Source organism: Saccharothrix sp. NRRL B-16314 (assembly GCF_000716595.1).
Taxonomy (GTDB): domain Bacteria; phylum Actinomycetota; class Actinomycetes; order Mycobacteriales; family Pseudonocardiaceae; genus Actinosynnema.
In genome coordinates, this window is the sequence record NZ_JNXC01000001.1 from 953,191 (window position 1) to 974,039 (window position 20,849).

General features: G+C 69.9%; 24 protein-coding genes and 2 tRNA genes. 12 read left to right on the top strand and 14 right to left on the bottom strand.

The genetic code is table 11. The features are described from left to right. Nucleotides 1–16 precede the first annotated feature (16 nt). A complete protein-coding gene (locus OQ02_RS04665; protein ID WP_442973569.1) occupies nucleotides 17–640 on the bottom strand; it encodes a pentapeptide repeat-containing protein in 624 nt (207 codons plus the stop codon). 156 nt (nucleotides 641–796) lie between these two features. On the opposite strand from OQ02_RS04665, the gene OQ02_RS04670 reads away from it, so the two are divergent. Together OQ02_RS04670 and OQ02_RS04675 are read left to right on the top strand one after the other, a co-directional pair. Further along, nucleotides 797–1,786 (top strand): malate dehydrogenase, encoded by a 990-nt coding sequence (locus OQ02_RS04670; RefSeq protein WP_033436809.1) that lies wholly within the window; start codon nucleotides 797–799, stop codon nucleotides 1,784–1,786. Nucleotides 1,787–1,854: 68 nt separating this feature from the next. After that, entirely contained in the window at nucleotides 1,855–2,664 is an 810-nt protein-coding gene (locus tag OQ02_RS04675) for an inositol monophosphatase family protein (protein ID WP_051771829.1), read from the top strand. A gap of 54 nt (nucleotides 2,665–2,718) precedes the next feature. Here OQ02_RS04675 and OQ02_RS04680 read toward each other — a convergent pair whose 3' ends face one another. After that, the gene (locus OQ02_RS04680) at nucleotides 2,719–3,627 is read right to left on the bottom strand and encodes an NAD(P)H-binding protein (RefSeq protein WP_033436811.1); all 909 of its coding nucleotides are present in this window, start codon (nucleotides 3,625–3,627) and stop codon (nucleotides 2,719–2,721) included. Between the two features lie 79 nt (nucleotides 3,628–3,706). Between OQ02_RS04680 and OQ02_RS04685 the strand changes: the two genes are divergently transcribed. Further along, complete coding sequence (locus OQ02_RS04685; RefSeq protein WP_081915366.1) at nucleotides 3,707–4,468, top strand: TetR/AcrR family transcriptional regulator; 762 nt, start codon at nucleotides 3,707–3,709, stop codon at nucleotides 4,466–4,468. Here OQ02_RS04685 and OQ02_RS42165 read toward each other — a convergent pair. The 7 genes from OQ02_RS42165 to OQ02_RS04715 form a co-directional block, all read right to left on the bottom strand. Beyond that, nucleotides 4,390–4,614, bottom strand: coding sequence for a DUF1918 domain-containing protein (locus OQ02_RS42165; protein ID WP_081915367.1), 225 nt, complete (start codon nucleotides 4,612–4,614; stop codon nucleotides 4,390–4,392). The two genes, OQ02_RS04685 and OQ02_RS42165, sit on opposite strands and share 79 nt — an antisense overlap. A 67-nt stretch (nucleotides 4,615–4,681) precedes the next feature. Further along, nucleotides 4,682–5,077, bottom strand: coding sequence for a bacteriophage spanin2 family protein (locus OQ02_RS04690; protein WP_033436812.1), 396 nt, complete (start codon nucleotides 5,075–5,077; stop codon nucleotides 4,682–4,684). Nucleotides 5,078–5,112: 35 nt separating this feature from the next. Then, nucleotides 5,113–6,069, bottom strand: a complete 957-nt coding sequence (locus OQ02_RS04695) for an ABC transporter ATP-binding protein (RefSeq protein WP_033436813.1) — start codon at nucleotides 6,067–6,069, stop codon at nucleotides 5,113–5,115. Continuing rightward, nucleotides 6,066–6,872: an ABC transporter permease gene (locus OQ02_RS04700; protein WP_231499859.1), complete on the bottom strand. Its 807-nt coding sequence runs from the start codon at nucleotides 6,870–6,872 to the stop codon at nucleotides 6,066–6,068. Before OQ02_RS04700 ends, OQ02_RS04695 begins: the two co-directional genes overlap by 4 nt. After that, nucleotides 6,865–7,641 carry an ABC transporter permease gene (locus OQ02_RS04705; RefSeq protein WP_231499860.1) on the bottom strand — a complete coding sequence of 259 codons (777 nt, stop codon included), beginning with the start codon at nucleotides 7,639–7,641 and terminating at the stop codon, nucleotides 6,865–6,867. Before OQ02_RS04705 ends, OQ02_RS04700 begins: the two co-directional genes overlap by 8 nt. Nucleotides 7,642–7,695: 54 nt before the next feature. After that, on the bottom strand, nucleotides 7,696–8,121 hold the full coding sequence (locus OQ02_RS04710; protein ID WP_156076871.1) for a hypothetical protein: 426 nt from the start codon (nucleotides 8,119–8,121) through the stop codon (nucleotides 7,696–7,698). Between the two features lie 20 nt (nucleotides 8,122–8,141). Next, entirely contained in the window at nucleotides 8,142–8,459 is a 318-nt protein-coding gene (locus OQ02_RS04715; RefSeq protein WP_081915369.1) for an ArsR/SmtB family transcription factor, read from the bottom strand. A gap of 78 nt (nucleotides 8,460–8,537) precedes the next feature. Between OQ02_RS04715 and OQ02_RS04720 the strand changes: the two genes are divergently transcribed. Beyond that, the gene (locus tag OQ02_RS04720) at nucleotides 8,538–9,764 is read left to right on the top strand and encodes an MFS transporter (protein ID WP_033436817.1); all 1,227 of its coding nucleotides are present in this window, start codon (nucleotides 8,538–8,540) and stop codon (nucleotides 9,762–9,764) included. On the opposite strand, the gene OQ02_RS46615 is transcribed toward OQ02_RS04720, so the two are convergent. After that, on the bottom strand, nucleotides 9,695–11,464 hold the full coding sequence (locus tag OQ02_RS46615) for a serine/threonine-protein kinase (protein WP_033436818.1): 1,770 nt from the start codon (nucleotides 11,462–11,464) through the stop codon (nucleotides 9,695–9,697). The genes OQ02_RS04720 and OQ02_RS46615 overlap by 70 nt on opposite strands. A 9-nt stretch (nucleotides 11,465–11,473) precedes the next feature. Beyond that, entirely contained in the window at nucleotides 11,474–12,049 is a 576-nt protein-coding gene (locus OQ02_RS04730; RefSeq protein ID WP_033437059.1) for an HhH-GPD-type base excision DNA repair protein, read from the bottom strand. Between the two features lie 179 nt (nucleotides 12,050–12,228). Here OQ02_RS04730 and OQ02_RS04735 point away from each other — a divergent pair, with 179 nt between their 5' ends. From OQ02_RS04735 to OQ02_RS04745, 3 genes are all read left to right on the top strand, one after another. Then, nucleotides 12,229–13,347 carry a type IV toxin-antitoxin system AbiEi family antitoxin gene (locus OQ02_RS04735; protein ID WP_033436819.1) on the top strand — a complete coding sequence of 373 codons (1,119 nt, stop codon included), beginning with the start codon at nucleotides 12,229–12,231 and terminating at the stop codon, nucleotides 13,345–13,347. After that, a complete protein-coding gene (locus OQ02_RS04740) occupies nucleotides 13,313–14,071 on the top strand; it encodes a nucleotidyl transferase AbiEii/AbiGii toxin family protein (protein WP_051771706.1) in 759 nt (252 codons plus the stop codon). The genes OQ02_RS04735 and OQ02_RS04740 overlap by 35 nt, the downstream gene beginning before the upstream one ends. Nucleotides 14,072–14,355: 284 nt before the next feature. Further along, the gene (locus tag OQ02_RS04745; RefSeq protein WP_197043211.1) at nucleotides 14,356–15,705 is read left to right on the top strand and encodes a glycosyl hydrolase; all 1,350 of its coding nucleotides are present in this window, start codon (nucleotides 14,356–14,358) and stop codon (nucleotides 15,703–15,705) included. Here the strand turns inward: OQ02_RS04745 and OQ02_RS04750 are convergent. Continuing rightward, nucleotides 15,699–16,808, bottom strand: coding sequence for a J domain-containing protein (locus OQ02_RS04750; protein ID WP_033436820.1), 1,110 nt, complete (start codon nucleotides 16,806–16,808; stop codon nucleotides 15,699–15,701). The genes OQ02_RS04745 and OQ02_RS04750 overlap by 7 nt on opposite strands. 58 nt (nucleotides 16,809–16,866) lie before the next feature. Between OQ02_RS04750 and OQ02_RS04755 the strand changes: the two genes are divergently transcribed. From OQ02_RS04755 to OQ02_RS04770, 4 genes are all read left to right on the top strand, one after another. Continuing rightward, nucleotides 16,867–16,940 (top strand) — tRNA-Ser (locus OQ02_RS04755). Next, nucleotides 16,941–17,014 (top strand) — tRNA-Arg (locus tag OQ02_RS04760). It abuts the tRNA gene before it with no gap. Nucleotides 17,015–17,026: 12 nt separating this feature from the next. Next, complete coding sequence (locus OQ02_RS04765) at nucleotides 17,027–17,386, top strand: MmcQ/YjbR family DNA-binding protein (protein ID WP_156076872.1); 360 nt, start codon at nucleotides 17,027–17,029, stop codon at nucleotides 17,384–17,386. 100 nt (nucleotides 17,387–17,486) lie between these two features. Then, a complete protein-coding gene (locus OQ02_RS04770; protein WP_033436822.1) occupies nucleotides 17,487–17,744 on the top strand; it encodes a hypothetical protein in 258 nt (85 codons plus the stop codon). Here OQ02_RS04770 and OQ02_RS04775 read toward each other — a convergent pair. Next, nucleotides 17,741–18,220 carry a hypothetical protein gene (locus OQ02_RS04775; protein WP_033436823.1) on the bottom strand — a complete coding sequence of 160 codons (480 nt, stop codon included), beginning with the start codon at nucleotides 18,218–18,220 and terminating at the stop codon, nucleotides 17,741–17,743. The two genes, OQ02_RS04770 and OQ02_RS04775, sit on opposite strands and share 4 nt — an antisense overlap. A gap of 142 nt (nucleotides 18,221–18,362) precedes the next feature. After that, nucleotides 18,363–19,169, bottom strand: a complete 807-nt coding sequence (locus OQ02_RS04780) for a metal-dependent hydrolase (RefSeq protein WP_051771709.1) — start codon at nucleotides 19,167–19,169, stop codon at nucleotides 18,363–18,365. Nucleotides 19,170–19,451: 282 nt separating this feature from the next. Between OQ02_RS04780 and OQ02_RS04785 the strand changes: the two genes are divergently transcribed. Further along, nucleotides 19,452–20,672, top strand: a complete 1,221-nt coding sequence (locus OQ02_RS04785) for an NADP-dependent isocitrate dehydrogenase (protein ID WP_033436825.1) — start codon at nucleotides 19,452–19,454, stop codon at nucleotides 20,670–20,672. The last annotated feature ends 177 nt before the right edge of the window (nucleotides 20,673–20,849 follow it).

A 20,849-nucleotide genomic window follows, 5' to 3' on the forward strand; every position in this document is an offset into this window, starting at 1 on the left:
AACCACCGACGCACCGTCAGCCGACGCGCAACCCGTGCGCGGCGGCGAAGGCGACGGCAGTGTCCAAGTCCACCCGCGCGCCGCGCAGGGTGGCTTGGGCGAGCCCGTCGGCGTCCAGCCGCGCACCCCGCAGGTCGGCGCCTTCCAACCGGCACCCCAGCAGTCGGGCGCCGGTCAGGTCGGCGTCACGGAGGTCCGCTTCGCGCAGGTCGGCGCCCTCCAGGTTGGCCTCGCGCAACCGCAACCCGCGCAACGACGCCTTGGGCAGCACGGCGCCGGTCAGCCCGGCGAGCGTGAGATCGGTCTCCTTCAACGAGATCGGCCGCATCGCGCAGTCCACGAACACCGACCCGAGCCACGAGCACGACGTGAACGTGGACGACGCGAGCACCGCCCTGGTGAACCGGCACGACCGGAACGCGGTGGCGTCGTGCGCGGACTCGCCGAGGTCGGTCCGGTCGAACGTGCACTCGGTGAACGTGCACCCGGACGTCCTCACCCCGCGCAGGTCGGCCTCGGTGAAGTCGCACCGGACGAACGACCGGCCCGCCAACTCCTGCCCGTACAGGACCGCGTCGGAGTAGTCCTCACCCACGATGTCCACGGCGCTGTCCCCGGTGCCGTCCCCGATGATGTCCACTGTCACACCTTGTCATCGTTCGCCAGTTGGTAACCTCCGACCTGCCGGGTAACCCCGCCCGGTGCGCGGTCCCGGTGTAGAGACCGCCGCTGACAGGTCGTCAGCCTGCCTAGTGGTCGTGCCCGAGGACTGAAGCCACAACATTCGGGAAGGCACATGACCCGCACGCCCGTGAACGTCACCGTCACCGGTGCGGCCGGCCAGATCGGCTACGCACTGCTGTTCCGCATCGCCTCCGGCCACCTCCTCGGCCCCGACGTCCCGGTCCGCCTGCGCCTGCTGGAGATCCCACAGGCCGTCAAGGCCGCCGAGGGCACCGCGATGGAGTTGGACGACTGCGCGTTCCCGCTGCTGTCCGGCATCGACATCACCGACGACGCCAAGACCGCCTTCGACGGCGTGAACGTGGCGCTGCTGGTGGGCGCCCGCCCGCGCACGAAGGGCATGGAGCGCGGCGACCTGCTGGAGGCCAACGGCGGGATCTTCAAGCCGCAGGGCGAGGCGATCAACGCGGGCGCGGCGGACGACGTGCGCGTGCTGGTGGTCGGCAACCCCGCCAACACCAACGCCCTGATCGCCCAGCAGCACGCGCCCGACGTGCCCGCCGGGCGGTTCACCGCGATGACCCGCCTGGACCACAACCGGGCGCTGGCGCAGCTGGCCAAGAAGCTCCAGGTGTCGGTCACCGACATCAAGAAGCTGACCATCTGGGGCAACCACTCGGCCACCCAGTACCCGGACCTGTTCCACGCCGAGGTCAACGGTCAGGTCGCGGCCGAGGCCGTGAACGACCAGGCCTGGTTGGAGAACGAGTTCATCCCGACCGTGGCCAAGCGCGGCGCGGCGATCATCGAGGCGCGCGGTCTGTCCTCGGCGGCGTCGGCGGCGAACGCGGCGATCGACCACGTCCACGACTGGGTCAACGGCACCGCCGAGGGCGACTGGGTCTCGATGGCCATCCCGTCGGACGGCTCGTACGGCGTGCCGGAGGGCATCATCTCGTCGTTCCCGGTCACCGTGACCGGCGGCGAGTACTCGATCGTGCAGGGCCTGGAGATCGACGACTTCTCCCGCGCCCGCATCGACGCCTCCGTGGCCGAGCTGGTCGAGGAGCGCGACGCGGTCAAGGCTCTCGGCCTGATCTGAGTTCCCGAAGAGCCGTACCCCACGAGAGGGCCGCCCGAGGGTGGCCCTCTCGTGGCATGTTGGGTGTCATGAACCAGTGGCCCGTGCCCACGCCCGACCTGCCCTCCGACGTGCACCCCGCGCTCGCCGCCACCGCGCTCGCCGCGTCCCGCGCCTACGGCCAGGCCCGCCGCGACTTCACCCGCGTGCAGCTGCGGGAGGAGGTCGCCGACGGCGCGGACGGCACGCCGACCATGCGGGTGGACGCGATCGTGGAGGCCGCGATCGCCGAGGCCGCCGCCGGAGCGGGCGCCAACCTGCTGTCCGAAGAGGCCGGGTTCCTCGACAACGGGTCAGTCGCGACCCTCGTGATCGACCCGGTGGACGGTTCCGCGAACGCCGCGCTCGGCGTGCCGCTGTCGTGCTTCGCGGGCGCGCTGGTGATCGACGACCAGCCGGTCGAGGCCCTCACCGTCTGGTTCGACACCGGCCGGGCGTGGTCCGCGCACGCGGGCAGGCCCACGCCGTTCCGCACGACCGGCCGCACGAAGCTCAAGGGCGCGTCGGTGTGCATGATGCGTCCGAAGCGCGGCACCGAGGAAGCCTGGATGCGGGTGGCGAACGAAGCCGACCGGATTCGCGTGCTGTGCACGACGTGCCTGGAGACGGCGCTGGTCGCGGAGGGTTCCATCGACGCGTTCGCCGATCCCGGCTCGGACACCCACCGGCTGATGGACCTGATGGCCGCCCTGGTGACCGTGCCCGCCGCCGGTGGTGCGCTGCTCGACCTGCACGGCCGGCCGTTGACCTTCGACCTGGACCTCTCCCGCCGCTGGTCGGGCATCGCCGCCGCCACACCCGCCCTCGCCGACGAGTTGATCGGCACCATCCTCGGCTGACGTGCCCGGGAACGTTCCCAGGTTGCCGTTTCGCTCAACGAACGGGGTTGTGGATCACGCGGACCGGTACCACTGCGCCGTTTCCGCGATCGCCTCCTCGTGCGGTGTCACCGGAAATCGCCCGAAAGTGGACTCGAACGCGGAGTGGTCCACCACCCACGCGCGGGTCCGCTGGTGGTCCATCTCGCCGGAGCCGCGCAACCGCTTGTCGAACATCGCGCTCACGGTGACGGTCGACGACGGCAGCCGCAGCGGCTTGCGCGCGTTGCCGAGCACCCGTCCCGTCAGCGCGATGAACTCCCGGACGGTCACCGTCCCGGCGGCCGGCGTGTGCCAGACCTTCCCGTCCGCCCGCGCGTCGTCACCCAGCACGATCTGCGCCCGCGCCGTGTCGGCGAGGTAGGCGAACGTGTGCGGGAGGTCCAGCGGCCAGAACCACAGCGCGTTCCTGCCCCGCGTCATCGGCTTGATCATCAGCTCGCCGGGCAGCGACGAGGTGCCGCCCGGACCGTAGTAGTCCGAGGAACGACCGGTCGCCACCGGCACGGACGCCTGCCGCAACCGCGCGCCCAGTTCGCTGCGCAGCTTCTCCTTCGGCCCCGCCGGTCGTTCCGGCGTGTCCTCGGTCAGCGGGCCGGTGACCGGGCCGTACGAGTACAGGTTGTCCGCGAACACGATCTTCGCACCGGCGGCCTCCGCTGCGGCGACGGTGTTGTCGAACATCGTCGGCAGCATGTCCGCCCAGCTGGTGTACGGGACGTTGGCGGACAGGTGGACCACCGACGCGCCCTCCACGGCCTTGAGCGTCGACGCCCGGTCCATCAGGTCCGCGCGCACGTCCTGCGCACCCTCCGGAACTCCACCCGAACGTGTTACCGCCCGTACCTCTCTGCCCGCCGCCACCAACTGCCTGGTGATCTCCCGACCGATGCCCCGACCCGCTCCCAGCACGACCACCGTCATGACGCCTCCGTACCAAGCTCTCACTGTTGTTAGAAGTTCTAACACAAGTTAGAGTGCGTTTGTCAAGGAGGTGCGGAGAGTGGTCAACGTGCGGCGCGAGCGGTTCCGCGAGGAGACGAAGGTCGAGGCCAAGCGCATCGCGCTGGAGCAGCTGGCGGAACAGGGGATCGCCGGGATCTCGGTCAACGCCATCGCCAAGCGGATGGGCGTGACGGGGCCCGCGCTCTACCGGTACTTCAAGGGCCGCGACGACCTGCTGAACGACCTGGTCAGGGACGCGTGGCACGACCTGGCGGACGCCGTCGAGGCGGCGGTCTCGGCGTCGGAGGGCGCAGATCCACCCGATCGGGTGCGCGCGTTCGCGGCGGGCTTCCGGTCGTGGGCCATCGCCCAGCCGCACCGGTACCTGCTGCTGCTCGGCACGCCGCTACCCGGCTACCAGGCGCCGGAAGACACGATCATGGCCGCACACCGCACGATGAGCGCGTTCCTGGCTGTGCTGCCGACGGGGGCACTGGCGGCAGGCGCACCGCCGGCAGGGGCACAGTCGACGGGGGCACTGGCGACGGGGGAACCGCCGCGTGAGGACGCCACGGCCGGGCTGGACGCCCAGCTCGTGGCGTGGGCGGGCTCGCGCGGCGAGGGCACCGTGCCACCCGCCGTGCTGCTCGCCGGCCTGCGGGGTTTCACCAGGCTGCACGGCGTGCTCAGCCTGGAGGTCGCGGGCCAGTTCGGACCGATGGGGATCGACCCGGCGCTGCTCTACCGCGCCGAGGTCGAGTCCTTGATCCTGGGTGATTCGGACGTCCGGGGCTCGACCAGCGTGTCCGGGCCTGGGTAGACCAGGCCTTCGTGGCCGTCCGAGAACCGGACCAGGTATGGGGGCGCACCTTCCGAGCCGCGGACTTCCACGATCTCGCCGATCTTCTCGTCGAGACCGACCGCGCGGCTGTGGACGTGCAACCGGTCGCCTACTGTCGCGTGCATCTGCAACACCTCCGGTGCGTCACAGCGTAGGACTGTTCCGAAGGTACCGACAGCCTGGCATTTCCGCTCAGGAGCAGGCGTTGGACAGCTTGGCGACGGTGTCCAGCTTCTCCTGCGCCCACGCGGCGGCGTTGGCCGGGTTCAGGTCCTCCACCGTCACGTTGCTCATGGTGTCGGACACGCCGGTGATGGCGTCCTTGAGCGTGGTGTCGCCGGCCTTCGCGGCGAGGGCGTTCAGCTCCTCGGCCTTCTTCTGGGTCTCCTCGAGCGCCTTCTGCGGGTCGGCGGAGTCGGGGGTGAAGTTCGCGAGCTTGAGCGCCTCGATGCACAGCGTCGCCTTGTCCGCCGCCTGGCCGACCTGGTTCGCGGTGTCCGACGCCTGCTGTACGGCCTCGCAGCCGGACGCGACCCCGATGAGGCCCAGCGCCAGCATGATGGTGGCGAGCGGACGACCTGCGCGCATGGAGTGCTCCCGTTCGTTGACCGTTTCGTCCGACTCTACCGACGCGCGTACAGGCGACGCACCACATCGTCGATTTCGGGTTCCACGACTACGAGGTCGTGCACTTCCGCGCGAGCCGCCACCGCCGAGATGAGCGCCGCCGCGGTGGTGTCCGCCCGGCGGAACGTGAGGTGGTGTCGCAGTCCGTTCACCTCGGTCCGCACCGAGGTGACACCGGGCAGCCCGTCCAGCCCCGTGGCCGGTTTTTCCAAGTCCACCACCAGAACCCGGTCCGGCGCGACCTTCGCGCGCAGCTCGTCCAACGGCCCGTCGGCCAGCACCGTGCCCCGGTCGATCACCACGAGACGCGGGCACAGCCGCTCGATGTCGTCCAGGTCGTGCGTGGTGAGCAAGAGCGTCGTGCCGCGCTGGGCGTTGAGGTCGGCCAGGAATTCCCGCAGGCGTTCCTTGGACTCCAGGTCGAGGCCGATCGTCGGCTCGTCCAGCACGAGCAACTCGGGTCCGTGCAGCAGGGCCGCCGTGACCTCGCCGCGCATCCGCTGCCCGAGGGAGAGTTGGCGGACCGGCGTGTCCAGGAACGGTCCGAGGTCGAGCAGGTCGACGCACTCCCGGAGCCGACTGGCGTGATCACCCTGCGGCACCCGGTAGATCGCGCGGAGCAGGTCGAAGCTGTCCCGCAGCGGCAGGTCCCACCAGAGCTGGCTGCGCTGGCCGAAGACCACCCCGATGCGCCGCGCGAGATCACGCCGAGCCCGCGACGGGTCCACTCCGGACACCCGGACGCGCCCGGACGTCGGCACGAGGATGCCGGTGAGCATCTTGATGGTGGTCGACTTGCCCGCCCCGTTGGGGCCGACGTACCCGACGGCTTCCCCTGCGGCGACGTCGAACGCGACCGAGTCCACCGCCCGCACGACGCGCTTCTCACGCCTGAAGCGGCCGACCTTCGTCGTCACCGTGAACTCGCGGCACAGGTCGCGCACCTCGATCATGATCCAGTCCCTCGGTAGTGCCGGACGGCCGCGCGCCAGATGAGGCCGGCGACGACGGCTGCGGCAACGGCGACCAGCGGTGAGGCCCAGCCGAGGAAAGCGGGACCGCCCAACGGGTCCGGGCGGTCGAGCAGGGCAAGGCTGGGGTAGTAGGCGACGAACGCGCCGGGGATGACGAACGCGAAGAACCGGCGCAGCCACTTGTCGTACACGGTGGCGGGGTACGAGGTGAACGCGTTGCTGCCGTACGTGACCGCGTTGGCCAGCTCCTGGCCGTCGACCACCCAGAAGCAGATCGCGTTGGCCACGATCCAGATGGCCGAGAAGATCACCGCGCCGCTGAGGGGCGCCACCACGACCAGCGCCGCCGTGAACGGCGACCACGCGATGTCGTTGTGGCTCAAGGCGTAGACCAGCACGACGACACCGGCCACGATCCGACCGAGCTTCCGCAGCGGGAGGTCGGTCGCCATCATCTGCGCGAGCGTGCCCAGCGGGCGCAGCAGCAGGACGTCGAACGTCCCGGTGCGGATGTACGTCGGCAGCTCGTCCAGCTGGCTGGCGACGAGGTCCGCGATCCCGAACGCGGTCCCCGCCAGCGCGTACATCAAAACGACCTCGTCGACCGAGAAGCCGCCGAGCGCGCCGACGCGGTCGAACAGGACGAGGATGATCGCCAGCTCGGTCAGCTGGCCGAGGGCGTTGGCCACGCACTGGAGGACGAACGACGCGCGGTAGGACATCTGCCCGCGCAGGCGTGCGCCGATGAGCTTCGCGTAAATGCCGGCGGTCGAGTCAGCCACCTTGCACGACCACCTTGCGCACCGCGCGTTGCAGCACCAGGTGCCCCACCCCGAGGACCACGACGACCCAGAACGCCTGCCCCGCCAGCAGCGGCCAGGGCGAACCGCGTTCGAGGAACACGTCGATCGGCGCTTGCAGCATGGCGGCGAACGGCGTGGACCAGAGAGCCGGTGCGGCCCAGGAGGGGAAGAACGCGAGCGGCACGGCCAGCCCGCTGAGCAGCCAGGCGAACCCGGTGTAGAGCGCCTGCGCGCCGCGGTTGTCGAGGAGCCAGAAAGTGGTGGCGTTCAGCAGGAACCGCATCCCGAAGCTGACGACCACCGCGAGCACCGCGCTCACCGCGAACAACGGCAAGGTGGCCGGCTCGGGCCACCGGAAGGGGAAGAACAACGCCCCGAACGCGATCGGTGGTGCGAGCCGCACGAGCACGGCGTACCCGGCACGCCCGACGTCCTCGGCCAGCAACGCCGACTGGAGGTGCCACGGTCGGTAGAGGTCGACCACGACGTCCCCGCTGCGGATGCGGTCGGCCAGCTGCTTGTCGCCCCACAGCACGACCACTGCCATCAACCCCTGGCCGAGCCACACGTAGGTGGCGGTGGCGGCCACGTCATAGCCGGCGATGGGCCCCTGGGAGACGGCTGCGACCAGCACGGCCATCCTGAGCAGCCCGAACGCGACGTTCGTCGCCATTCCGGCGACCATCGCCTGTCGATAGGTGGAATACCTGCGGAAACCGGCCAGCGCAAGACGGGCGTAGGCGCGCACGTCTTCCAACCCTAGGAACGGGGGCAACCGATTTACCGCGTTCGGCCGGCCCGGTCAGTTCGAACCGGACGGTGGACCCCACACCGCCAACCACTGCTCCCCGCGCTCCCGCAACCGGCCGTCCCGCACCAACGGCACCACCGGCGCCAAACCCCGCGCCACCGCCTTCAGGAACCGGTCCGGCAAACCGTTCTCCGCCAACACGTCCGCCACCAACGCGTCCGGATCGGAGGCCCAAGTCCCGACGGACCCCGCCACGCGGGCGCGCAGCGCGAACCGATCAGCCACGGCCCGAGCCCGCCGCAACCCGTTGCGCTCACCGCCGTGCGAAGCGGCGAGCGCCACCGCCGCCCAAGCCGCCCGGTTCACCGCGGGCCGCGCCTCGTCGTAGACCCTGCCCTGGGCCAGCACCCGAACCCACTCCCAGTCGTTGGCGCCGCCGACTCCCGCTCCGGTGTCGCCCGGCCCCTTGTCGCCCATGCCGCTCACTGCCGGGCCGCTCACTGCCGGGCCGCCAGCACGCCGTCGAGCAACCCGGGGAACAACGCGTCCAGGTCGGCCCGTCGCAACGAGCTGATCCGCGAGGTCCCCTGCGGCCGGACGTGCACCACGCCCGCCTCCCGCAACGTCCGCACGTGGTGCGTCAACGTGGAAGCCGTGACCCCGAGGTCGAGCACCCCGCACGAGATCCCTTCCTCGCACCGGGCCAACGCGCGCACGATCTCCAGTCGGACGGGGTCCGCCAACGCCTGCAGCACCGCCGCTATCCGGATCTCGTCCCGCTCCGGGTGCGCGAGCATGGTCGTCATGGCACGCATACTACGAGACTGGTCGAACTTCGACGGTCGTCGTAGTACGGTACCGATCGAATCATCACTCGATCGGGGGAGCACACCTTGTCCGCCCGCACGTATCTGCTGACGGTCGGCGCGTTCGCCATCGGCACGAGCGCCTACATCGTCTCCGGCGTCCTGCCGGCCGTGAGCCGGGAACTGAACATCTCCCACGCCACCGCGGGCCAGCTCCTGACCGCGTTCGCCATCGCCTACGCGGTCTCGGCACCCCCGCTGGCCGCGCTGACCGGCCGCTGGGAACGCCGCACCCTCCTCGTCGCCGCGCTGGGCGTCTCGGCGTTCGGCAACCTGCTGGCCGCCGTCGCGCCGAACTACCCACTCCTCCTGACCGCGCGCGTCATCAGCGCGCTCGGCGCGGCCGTCTACACACCGGCCGCGACGCTCGTCGCCACCGTGCTCACCCCGCCGGAACGCCGCGGCCGGGCCGTCGCCCTGGTCTTCGGCGGCCTCACGTTCTCCCTCGTCCTCGGCGTGCCGGCGGGCAACCTGCTGGGCGGGCCTCTCGGCTACCAGGGCGTGTTCGCGTTGATCGCCGCCGTCTCGGGGCTCGCGGCGCTGGCCGTGTGGCGCTGGCTGCCCCGCGTCGAGGCGCCGCCGGTGGTCCGCCTCCGCGAGCGCTTCGCACCCGCCGCCGACCGGCGCGTGCTGATGGTTTTGGGCCTGACCGTGATCGCGTGCCTCGCCGTGTTCAGCGTCTTCAACTACATCGCGCCGCTGCTCACCGAAACCGCCGGCGTGGAAGGCGTGATGATCAGCGTGCTCCTCGTCGCGTACGGGCTGGGCGGTGTGTTCGGCAACTGGGCCGGTGGTCGGCTCACCGACCGGTTCGACCCGCGCAAGCTGCTCGTCGTGCTGGTCGGCTGCTTCACCGTCGTGCTGGCCACGTTGCCGCTGACCTTGACCACCCCCGTGTCGGCCGCCGTCGCGCTGTTCGTGTGGGGAGCCTTGACGTGGTCGACGAACCCGCCGACGCAGAGCTGGCTGATCGCGTTGGCGCCCGGCAGCGGTGGACTGCTCCTGTCGCTCAACGCGTCCGCGATCTACCTCGGTGTCGGTCTGTCCGGCGTGGTCGGCGGGCTGGTGATCAGCTGGGTCGGGCTGGTGGCGTTGGCACCGATCGCGGGGCTGCTCGCCGCGGTCGCGTTGGTGATGCTGTTCTTCGCCATGAGGCCGGTGAAGGGTGAGGGTTCCGACGAACCTCAGGACCCGCCGAACGCGCTGGTGGTCGTCTCGCCGCCTTCGGGGGAACTCGCCAAGCAGTGGAAGTAGGACGCCTCGCCGTCCGCGAACCCGACCGCCGTGAACTTCCAGTCCGACGTGTCCACGGTGGGTCGGGTGTTCGCCTTCATCGCCTCGGCCGTGCAGACGTTCGCGACTTCGGGGGCCTTGACCAGGTCGTCGCTGTCGACCTGCGGCACCGGCCCCGACAACCAGCCGCCCGCGAACGCCTCCCAGCGGTGCTCTTCGGAGCAGTTGGCGACCCGGCGTGCCGTCGAAGCCGCGCCGCCGACGGAGACGATGCCCCGGTAGCAGGTCGACTCGTCGACGCAGTAGCCCGTCGCGCAGGGCTTGAGGTCGGGCGGCGGGAGTTCGGCGCTGGTAGTGGATCCGGTCGTCGTGCCGGTGGACTGCGCACCCGGCGCGGAGGTGCCGCTGTTCTTCGTTGCCCACCACCACGTACCAATTGCGACGACCGTCGCCAACACCGCTGCACCGATGACCAACGGCCAGGGCTTCTTGGTGGGCGGCCGAACGTAACCGGACCCGACCTGCGGCTCAAACCGCTGCCCGGCGCGGCCGTCCGAACCGACCGCCCCGCCTTGTCCCTGCGGTCCGCCAGGGCCGCCCGCCCCGCCCTGCCAACCGGAACCAACCGCCCCACCCGGCCACTGCACCCCACCAGGCCCGCTCAGACCACCCGGCCCGCCGGGACCAGCGGCCCCGCCGGACCCGCCAAGACCGCCCGGCCCGCCGGGGCCAGAAGCCCCGCCCGGCCCGGCCAGACCACCTTGCCCACTCTGCCCGCCGGGACCACCCTGGCCACCCTGCCCACCCGGGCCGGCCAGACTGCCCGGCCCGCCGAGACCACCCTGCCCGCCCAGGCCACTCAGCCCACCCGGCCCGCCGGGACCAGCGGCCCCGTCCGACCCACCGTGCCCGCCGGGCGTCATGGCAACCCGGCTCAACTCATCCCGCAACCGCGCCGCACCAGGCGTCCGCCGCGCGACATCCGGTTCGAGCGCCCGAACCAACACCTCGTGCAACTCCCGCGGCACCCCGACCACCGGTGCCACGGGCGACCGCAGCACGTCACCCAGGTGATCGAACGACTCGACCGGCCACGGCACCGGCCGAGGGGGCTTCCCGGCGAGCAGGTCGTACAACGTCGCCGCCAGCGCGTACACGTCAGCGGCCGGTGTGGGCTGGGCCATGGCGAAAGCCTCAGGCGGCGCGTAACTGGGGCTCAACGCGTCACGCGTGACCGTGCTGGAACCTTCGGCGTCCAGCAACGCCGCCAACCCGAAGTCGGCGAGCTTCACCGTGCCGTACCGGTCCAGCAGGATGTTGCCGGGCTTGATGTCCCGGTGCAGCACCCCTTCCGCGTGCGCGGCGGCCAACGCGTCCGCCAGTTGCACGCCGAGCTGCCGCACCCGGTCCGCCGACAGCGGTCCGTCCCGCCGGACCACGTCGGCCAGCGACCCGCCCGTGCACAGCTCCATGACCAGGTAGGGCGTGCCCTGCGGGGTGAAGTTGGCGTCGTGCACGGACACCACGTGCGGGTGCCCGGACAGCCGGGCGGCGGCGTGCGCCTCCCGCAGGAACCGCCGCCGATCGCGTTCGGTCTGCAAGACCCGGTTGTCGATCTTCACCGCGACCTCGCGGTTCAACTGGACCTGGCGGGCGCGGTAGACCGTGGCGAAGCCGCCCTGGCCCAACGGCGTGAGGTCGGAAAGTCCGGGCAACTGCACGTCGGGACTCTAGCCGTTGGCGACGGCTGCCTTCGCGGCCTTCTTGAACGCGCGGACCTCGGCCAGCGTCTCGGGGCTGGTGACGTCGGCGATGGAGCGTCGTGAGCCTTCCTCGCCGTACGCGCCGGCCGCTTCGCGCCAGCCCTCCGGCGTGACGCCGAGCTGCTTGCCGAGCAACGCGACGAAGATGCGGGCCTTCTGGTCACCGAACCCGGGCAGCGCCTTCACCCGGCGGAACACCTCCTTGGCGTCCGGTTTGCCGGACTTCCAGATGTTCGCCGTCTTGCCCTTGTAGTTCTCCAAGATGTGCAGCGCCAACGCGTGGACGCGGCGCCCCATCGAGCCGCCGTACCGGTGGATCGCGGGCGGCTGCACGCACAGCTCCACGAACTCGTCCACGTCGGTCTCGGCGATCTTGGTGATGCTGAACCCGTCCATCCGGTCCGCGATCTTCCGCGGTCCGGCGAAGGCGTGTTCCATCGGGAACTGCTGGTCCAGCAGCAGGCCGGTGAGCAGCGCGAAGTGGTCTTCACTGAGCAGCTTGTCGGCCTCCGGGTCCCCGGTGAGGCGCAGCTTCTTCGGCATGTCGGCCATCTTCCCACGTCAGGCACGGGGTGCTGGGTGATGCTGTCCTGTCGGCAAGCCGTCGGGCACATCCCAAGGCCACTGCGCTGCAACGCCGCTCTGCGACGCACGATGCACATGATCGAAGGCCCGAACACCAGTCGGGCGGCCGTCCTGACGGGCATGTCCCATGAGCGCGAATGGCAGTACGCAAGGTCCTGCGGGGGTCGGCCACGGTTGCGCACCAGCCAAGCATCGTTCAATATGACGGCATGTTCAGCGGGAATGAACAGAGTGAAATTTTGAACAAGGATGAACCGCAGACCGCGCTCCCGGACTTGCTGGGACAGCTCGGCCTTCGTGCTGTCGTGCGACCCGCCACCCCCTCTGACGCCGAGGTTGACGCGTTTGTCGAGGTCAGCACGCCCTCCGGATCGAGTCGGACGTACGTTGTCGAGATCAAGCGACATGTGCCTCCCGAGCTCGCGACCGCGCTCCACCCCCATGCGTCGCTGCCGACCCTCGTTGTTGCGCGTTCGATCACCGAGCGGGCCGCTGAACTGCTCCGTGCGCGAGGGATCGACTACGTGGACGTGGCCGGCAATGCGCACATCGCGTGGAACGACGTCTTCGTCCACGTTCGAGGTCGCCGCAAGGCCGTCGGGCGGAAGGAAGCGCCTTCGTCGCGTGGCAGCAAGGCGTTCGGTCGCGCAGGGCTTCGAGTCGGGTTCGTCCTGCTCGGCTGGCCTCACATGGCCGGAGAGCCACTGCGGCGGCTTGCGGGTGCCGGCGGGGTCTCGCTCGGCACGGCCAAGGCCGTCGTCGATGATCTGTCCAACGCGGGTTACCTGTACGACGTGCCAGGTGGTCGTAGGCTGGCCAGGGCTGGGGAATTGCTGAGCCGGTGGTCGGAGGCATATTCGACCACGCTCTCGCCCGCGCTCTTTCTCGGCGGTTTCTCGACCGAGGGAATATCGTGGTGGTCGAGCGCGAAAGAAGAACTGGCGGAGTCTAATGCCCAGCTCGGCGGCGAAGTTGCGGCGAGCCTCATGGACGCGCACCTCACTCCTTCCACTCTCACCTTGTACGTCGACGAGGTGCCGCGCGCACTCGTCGGTGCACGGCGGATGGTCCGCGTGGAAAAAGATGGGAATGTCCAATTTCGCCGACGTTTCTGGACGATGGCGGACGGGGGTCGGCTCGTGCCGTCCGTGCTGACCTACGCTGATCTCTTGGCTTCCGGTGACCCTCGGCAACGTGAACACGCAGACAGGATCAGGACCAGTGACGATCGACTTGCGGAACTCGACCGACTATGAGGTCTTGCGCGCCGCGAAGGTGCTGGCCCGTCTCGCTGAAGTAGCGCGTGAGGTTCAAGTCGATTTTCTGGTCGTGGGGGCGACGGCTCGCACGATCATCTCGATCGGGCTGCTGGGAACGCCTCCCGAGCGGCAGACCAAGGACATCGACATCGCCACTGAGGTCGATTCCTGGGATGAGTTCGAACGCTTGGCGAGGTTGCTGGACGAGCGCAAAGGGGTGCACAAGTTCGTCGTCGCGGGCGCTGAAGTCGACGTGGTGCCCTACGGTGGCGTCGAGCGAGTGGATCGGACGATCTTGTGGCCTGGCGATCACAAGATGAACGTCCTCGGCCTGCGTGAGGCCGTGGACTCCGCGGAGACCGCGCTTCTGCCTGACGGAGTCTCTGTCCGAGTTCCTTCGATCCCGGCCCTTGCTCTTCTCAAGCTGTTCGCATGGCAGGACCGCCATTACGACGACACCCGCGATGCCGTCGATCTGGTGACGATCACCAAGTGGTACTCGTCCGAACGCTACCTGGACCGGCTGTACACCGAATGGTTGGACGTCCTCGAGCGGTTCGGCTATGACCCGCCCCTTGCGGGTGCTTGGCTCTTGGGCGGGCACATGTCGGACCTGCTCGACGACGAGGCCGTTGCCGTGCTGCTCGACGTCGTCGGGAACGGCGACCTGATGGGAAGGCTCGCCCGGACATGGCCGCGCTCAGAGCTTCCGAGTTGGTGACGGCGATGGGCGACGGGATTCGGGACGCCGTTGCCGGCAGACCGCGGCTGGGGCGTTGGTGATCGGTGGCGGATCGGTGTGCTCGTGCCCCTCCTGCCACGGGCACGGGTCCTGGATCTCGTTGCAGACGGCGACCTCATGGCCCGCTCCTCGGTGGTGGTCGACCGAACGCAGCTCCCTGCCCGGCAACCCGGCATGCGCCGAGAGGTTGACTGCTTAACCGGTTAATCGCTACCGTTCGACCACCACTCCGGAGGCCGCCGCCTTTCGAGAGGCAGGACGCAGTGCGAACAGCAACGATGCTGGTGGCCCTACTGCTGGTGACCCTCGCGCCACCCGCCAACGCGGAACCGCCGCCCGTCCCCGTGGTCGACTACCTGAAGCGGATCACCGGCACCCGCACGGTCACCGGGATGCACAACAAGGAACCCAACTCCGACCCCGCCCGGCACACCGCCAAGGTGCACGCGATCACCGGCGTCTACCCCGGCCTGTGGGGCGGTGACTTCCTCTTCGCCCAGGCCGACGTCGACCACCGGCAGACCATGGTCGACCAGGCGAAGACCGAGTGGCGCAACGGCTCCCTGGTCACGTTGACCTGGCACGTCTGCCCGCCGACCCGCCCCACCGCGTGCGGCTGGGACGCGGGCGTCAACGACGACCTCACCGACGCCCAGTGGTCCCAGCTGGTCACCGATGGCACCGCGCTCAACAACGCCTGGAAGTCACGACTGGACGAGGTCGTGCCGTTCCTGCGCCAACTGCTGGACGCTGGCGTCCAACCGCTGTTCCGGCCGCTGCACGAGATGAACGACGGCTGGTCGTGGTGGGGCGGCCGACCGGGCGCGAACGGCAGCCGCCGGCTCTACCAGCTCACCCGCGACCACCTCGTCGGCACGCGCGGCCTGTCGGGGATGGCGTGGGTGTGGAACGTCAAGGACCTCGACCCGGCGGGCATCGCCGACTACTACCCGGGTTCGGCTTACGCGGACGTGGTGTCGCTCGACGCGTGGAACAGCTTCTGGCCGTCCGGCACGTACTACGACACGTTGAAGAACCTCGCACCGGGCAAGCCCCTGGCGTTGGCCGAGGTCGGCAAGGTGCCGTCGCCCGCGGAGCTGGCGTCCCAACCCGACTGGGCGTACTTCATGGCGTGGCCCGAGTTCTTCGACGACAAGCAGCTCAACCCCGACAGCGCGGTCCGCGCCACCTACGGCTCACCTCGTGCGGTGAACCAGGGCGGGCTGGTCGGCGGCGGGAACCTCGCGCTCGGCCGGCCGTCCTGGTCCACCGCCGTGGAAAGCCCGGCGCACGCGGCGGCGAGCGCGTTCGACGGCAACCCGACCACCCGCTGGAGCAGCGCGTTCACCGACCAGCACTCGTTGTGGGTCGACCTGGGCGCAACCCGACCGGTCCGCCGGGTCCGGCTCGACTGGGAGGCCGCGCACGCCCGGCAGTACCAGGTGCAGGTGTCGTCGGACGGCACGACGTGGACGACGGTGCACGAGAACTACGCGGCGGACGGCGGCACGGACGAGATCGCGCTCAACGTGAGCGCGCGCTACGTGAAGTTGTACGCCTTCCAGCGCGCTACGCCGTACGGCTACTCGCTGTGGGAGATGGGCGTCTACTGACGCACGACCGGCACGACCTGGCGGAGCAGCAGGCGCAGCGCCTCTCGGTCCACCGTGGCCGGGTCCTCCGCCAGCCAGTCGCCGATCTCCTCGACGAACTGGGCCGGTGTCATCGGCGGCACCACGGTGTCCGCCGGTTCCTCGGTCGTCACCTCGCCGGCCCGGCTCGGGTACACCAGGAGCGCGGTGCGGATGTCCAGCCACGGCAACAACTTCCGGTACGCCGCGAGGCTGCGCGGCATCCGCATGCCGCCACCCCGGAACGGGTGCCCGTTGCGCCACACCGAGCCGTCGTCCTCGGCCTCGTAGTGCCCCGGCAGCCACGCCTTCGACTCGATCAGCACCAGCTTCCGCCCGCACAGCACCGCGTGGTCGACGTCCGCGAACACCGAACCCGGCCAGGCCAGCCCGTGGAAGATCCGCACGCCGGGCAACCGGGTCAGGTACCGGCTGAGCAGGTCGGCGGTGATCCGCTCGCACGGGCGGTCGTCGGTGGTCCCGTGGACCACGTCGGTGTCGTGCTCCGCTGTGAACGCCCGGTCCGCCCGGATCGCCGACAGGTACCGCCGCACCAACCGGAACGCCGCGGTCGCCGCCGCGGCCACCAGGAGGAGCCAGACACCGAGCGCGAGCGGTGAGAAGTCGATCAGGAACACCGGCAGCAGCAGGAAGAACCACCCGAGCACGGCGGCCAACGCGGGCGCGTGGCCGGGGCCGGCGGCGGGCACGTAGCGGACCCGCTGAGCCACGTCGACCAGGTGCCACCACGCGATCGCACCGAGGTCCACGACCGGCTTCGGAGGTACGAAGTCGGGATCCTCGCCGAAGTTGCGCAGCCGGCCCGTTCGGCCCGACCGCGGCGGCCGGGTGGGCGACGTCGGACGTGCGCCCGGCCTGGTGACCGTCCAACCCCGGTCGTAGTCCCGTCTTCGGGACGGGTCGCGGAGGGTGTCATATGCCTCTTGCAGCATCCGGAAGGTGCTGGAGGACCCGCCCGCGTCGGGGTGCATGACCTTGGCCAGGGAGCGGTAAGCGGATTTGATCTCCGCCTCGGACGCGTAGCGACCGACCCCGAGGAGCTCGTAATAGTCGACCCCGCGCACGCGGCAGACCTTAGCGGCCCTGTCTCCGCGCCCTCGGTCATGGTTAGTGTTGGGGCAAGAGCCCGGTAGCGCAGTGGTTGTCGCGCCCTCCTGCTCGGAGGGAGGACGCCGGTTCGAATCCGGCCCGGCTCGGGACCATGTAGCGCAGTGGTTGACGCGCCCTCCTGCGTGGAGGGAGGACGCCGGTTCGAGTCCGGCCTGGTCCGCTCGGTGCGAGGATGGCGCGCGTGGATGCGCTGGAGCGGTTGCGGGAGCTGTGCCTGGGGTTGCCGGAGGCGACCGAACGGCCCAGTCACGGTGAGCCGGCGTGGTTCGTGCGCGACAAGAAGTTGTTCGTCATGTTCGCCGACCACCACCACGACGACCGCCTCGCGTTCTGGTGCGCGGCGCCGCCGGGCGTGCAGGAGGCCTTGGCCGGCAGCGAACCCGAGCGGTACTTCCGGCCGCCCTACGTCGGGCACCGCGGCTGGCTCGGCGTCTACCTCGACGTGGACGTCGACTGGGACGCCGTCACCGAGGTCGTCCGGGACGCCTACCGCCAGGTCGCGCCCAAACGGCTCGCCGCCCAAGTGGAGTGACCCGGCCTGGAGCGACCCAGCCCGAAGTTGCCCTGCCTGGGACGACCCTGCCGGAGTGACCCGAGTTGCCGGGTTCCACGGGCCGGAGCAGGCTCGGTGCATGGCGACTTGCGACGTCTGCGGCAACGACTACTGGATGAGCTTCGAGGTCCGCACGACCGGCGGTGGCGCGTACACGTTCGACAGTTTCGAGTGCGCGATCCAACGCCTCGCCCCGCGCTGCGAGCACTGCGACTGCCGCATCATCGGGCACGGCGTCGAGGTGCAGGGCCGGTTCTTCTGCTGCGCCCACTGCGCGCGCAGCGCGGACCGCCTCGGTGCGGAGATCAAGGACACGGTCGGCGCCCACCCGGGTTAACCGCAGTCCAGCACCAGCCGGCCGTTCACGAACTCCGGCTGGAGGTCGCCGCGCGCGTCCACGCTCTTCGTGCCGTGCGGCAGGACTTCTTCGATGGCGCTGAACGCCAGGATGTCCGACACGCCGTACCGACCGCGCAGCGAGCGCTGGCCGGGGAACCGCAGCGCCCGGCCCTCACGCCGGTCCCGGTGCGCCAGCGCGGCCCGCAACGCGCCCCTGGTGAGCGATTCGGGTCCGGCGAGCCGTTGCAGGCTGCCGTTGTGCACCGCCACGCCGTAACCGCGTTCGATCAGCGTCGACACGGTGTTGTCGGACGGGTCCTCGGTCAGCCGGAACGACATCGCGTGCCGTCCTTCGACCACGTGCACGCACACGACCTGGGCGTGGAAGAGCAGCGACTCGTAGAGCGACACCGCGATCGCGTCGGCGGTCGCCCTGTCCTCGTGACCGGCGTTCAAGCCGAGCCAGGTGGTCATCCGGCCGCCTCGACAACGTTGTCCTGCGGGTGTCGTGCCACGAAGTCCTCCTCGGCGCGGATCGGCGCGGGTCGGGGATTTCGTGGAGGCTAGTCCGATCGGGTGATGCGGGGGTAGCCGCCGAATGGCCGTTATCTGAAACTCAGATGGGCAGCAAGTCGAAACTTTCGAGGAACGGGAGCGCGCCGGCCTGCTGGAGGGCGGCGGCCGACAGCCAGACGCTGAGGATGGTGACCACCGGACCGACGATCGCCATCTCGACCTTGCCGCCGGTCTTCATCCGCATGATCTTCGGCGGCGCGACGGGGAACCACGTCTTGCCCATCAGCGGGATCGGCCACAGGATCGGGCAGCCCTGTTCCGTGATCGCGTCGCCGAGGTAGTGCGCCACGCAGCCCACGCCGACCGCCACACCGCACGCCGCCGCGCTGGCCGGTGTCTGCGCGGTCCAGGCGACGCAGGCGACCGTGATGGCGGCCGAGACCCCGGTGATGAGCAGGGCGTCCCGCTGCGGGCACCAGTCGTTCATGATCCCGCGCACGGCGAGGCCGGCGAACACGAACATGAGCACCGGCAGCGCCCACTTCTGCGACTGCTGCACCACGGCCGTCGTGCCGACCGCGGCGGCCAGTGCGAACACCAGCGTGTGCGTGAGACCGCGGTGGCCGCCGTCCCGGTTGGAGTCCTTGCGGGTGCGGGTGGTGCGGTAGACGAACGAGCTGATCGTGTTGATCAGGGCCGACGCGCCCGCGCTGACCGGCCCGAACGTGCGCGAGATGGTGGACGACGGGTGGTCGAGGTCGGGCAGCAGGGCGGCGCCGGTGGCGAGCACCGCGCCGACCGCCCAGCTCTGCGGGGTGAGTTGGCCGATGGGGTGGTTCTCCGCGATCGCGGTCACCGCGGCCCAGGCCAGCAGTCCGCTCATGGCGTGGGTCGGACCCGTCGACAAAGCTGCCCCCTTGATCACTCGTCCGGGGGAGATTAGCGAACGGGGCGCCCGTGGCGGTGGTGATTCGGCGAACGCGTGTTCGAGTGGCGTCGGGAGGCCGTCCCCGTGCGGCGGACCGGCGGGTCGGCTGGTTGTATTGGGCCCGAGAACACCCGTGCCACCTCGTCCGCGGCGTCCTGCCGGTGTGACGCCGTTCCCTTTTTCAGCCGAGGTGGACGCAAGCAACCCGACATAGCAGTACGCTTGTCTTGCTTGCATTGTCGCGAGAGGAGCGCCCTGAGTATGGGCAAGATCAAGGTTCAGGGGACCGTCGTCGAACTCGATGGCGACGAGATGACCCGGATCATCTGGCAGTTCATCAAGGACAAGCTGATCCACCCGTACCTGGACGTCGACCTTGAGTACTACGACCTGGGCATCGAGCACCGGGACGCCACCGACGACCAGGTCACCGTCGACGCCGCCCACGCCATCAAGAAGCACGGCGTCGGCGTGAAGTGCGCCACCATCACGCCGGACGAGGCGCGGGTGGAGGAGTTCGGCCTGAAGAAGATGTGGGTCTCGCCGAACGGCACGATCCGCAACATCCTCGGCGGCGTGGTGTTCCGCGAGCCCATCATCATCTCGAACATCCCGCGGCTGGTGCCGGGCTGGACGAAGCCGATCATCATCGGCCGTCACGCCCACGGCGACCAGTACAAGGCGACCAACTTCAAGGTCCCCGGCGCGGGCGAGCTGACGATCACGTTCACGCCCGAGGACGGCTCCGAGCCGATCAAGCACGTGGTGGCCAACTACGGCCCCGACGGCGGCGTGGCGATGGGCATGTACAACTTCAACAAGTCCATCGAGGACTTCGCGCGTGCCTCGTTCTCGTACGGGTTGCAGCGCAACTACCCGGTGTACATGTCGACGAAGAACACCATCCTCAAGGCGTACGACGGTGCGTTCAAGGACATCTTCCAGAAGGTGTTCGAGGAGGAGTTCAAGGGGCAGTTCGACGCCGCCGGCCTCACCTACGAGCACCGCCTGATCGACGACATGGTCGCCGCCGCGATGAAGTGGGAGGGCGGCTACGTCTGGGCGTGCAAGAACTACGACGGTGACGTGCAGTCCGACACGGTCGCGCAGGGCTTCGGCTCGCTGGGCCTGATGACGTCGGTGCTGATGACGCCGGACGGCAAGACCGTCGAGGCCGAGGCCGCGCACGGCACGGTGACCCGGCACTACCGCCAGCACCAGGCGGGCAAGCCGACGTCCACCAACCCGATCGCGTCGATCTTCGCGTGGACCGGTGGCCTGAAGCACCGCGGCAAGCTGGACGGCACGCCGGAGGTGACGGGCTTCGCGGAGACGCTGGAGCAGGTCATCGTGGAGACCGTCGAGAGCGGCCGGATGACCAAGGACCTGGCCGTGCTCGTCGGCCCGGACCAGGAGTGGCTGACCACCGAGGACTTCCTCGGCACGCTGGACGAGAACCTCCAGAAGAAGATGGCCGGCTGAGGCCGGTTCTGCCGGAGTTCGCGCTCCGACCAGGGGATCGCTCTCGAAGTTCGCTTCGGGGCGGTCCCCTGGTTCGTCTCCGTAGCCGGTCTCACCCGGTCGGTTTCCCGGTCGGGTGGATTCGGCCGCGGTGGGCCCCACCGGTGTGGTCGTCGCGCTATATCTGCACCTCAGTCG

Excerpts from the sequence above, each read along its gene's own strand:
- OQ02_RS04735 (WP_033436819.1), top strand. The coding sequence starts at position 12,229 with ATGGCAGTACGCAAGGTCCTGCGGGGGTCGGCCACGGTTGCGCACCAG.
- OQ02_RS04765 (WP_156076872.1), top strand. The coding sequence starts at position 17,027 with ATGGCGCGCGTGGATGCGCTGGAGCGGTTGCGGGAGCTGTGCCTGGGG.
- OQ02_RS04675 (WP_051771829.1), top strand. The coding sequence starts at position 1,855 with ATGAACCAGTGGCCCGTGCCCACGCCCGACCTGCCCTCCGACGTGCAC.
- OQ02_RS04775 (WP_033436823.1), bottom strand. The coding sequence starts at position 18,220 with ATGACCACCTGGCTCGGCTTGAACGCCGGTCACGAGGACAGGGCGACC.
- OQ02_RS04670 (WP_033436809.1), top strand. The coding sequence starts at position 797 with ATGACCCGCACGCCCGTGAACGTCACCGTCACCGGTGCGGCCGGCCAG.
- OQ02_RS04680 (WP_033436811.1), bottom strand. The coding sequence starts at position 3,627 with ATGACGGTGGTCGTGCTGGGAGCGGGTCGGGGCATCGGTCGGGAGATC.
- OQ02_RS04715 (WP_081915369.1), bottom strand. The coding sequence starts at position 8,459 with ATGCGTGCCATGACGACCATGCTCGCGCACCCGGAGCGGGACGAGATC.
- OQ02_RS04710 (WP_156076871.1), bottom strand. The coding sequence starts at position 8,121 with ATGGGCGACAAGGGGCCGGGCGACACCGGAGCGGGAGTCGGCGGCGCC.
- OQ02_RS04785 (WP_033436825.1), top strand. The coding sequence starts at position 19,452 with ATGGGCAAGATCAAGGTTCAGGGGACCGTCGTCGAACTCGATGGCGAC.
- OQ02_RS04695 (WP_033436813.1), bottom strand. The coding sequence starts at position 6,069 with ATGATCGAGGTGCGCGACCTGTGCCGCGAGTTCACGGTGACGACGAAG.
- OQ02_RS04730 (WP_033437059.1), bottom strand. The coding sequence starts at position 12,049 with ATGCCGAAGAAGCTGCGCCTCACCGGGGACCCGGAGGCCGACAAGCTG.
- OQ02_RS04690 (WP_033436812.1), bottom strand. The coding sequence starts at position 5,077 with ATGCGCGCAGGTCGTCCGCTCGCCACCATCATGCTGGCGCTGGGCCTC.
- OQ02_RS04770 (WP_033436822.1), top strand. The coding sequence starts at position 17,487 with ATGGCGACTTGCGACGTCTGCGGCAACGACTACTGGATGAGCTTCGAG.
- OQ02_RS42165 (WP_081915367.1), bottom strand. The coding sequence starts at position 4,614 with ATGCACGCGACAGTAGGCGACCGGTTGCACGTCCACAGCCGCGCGGTC.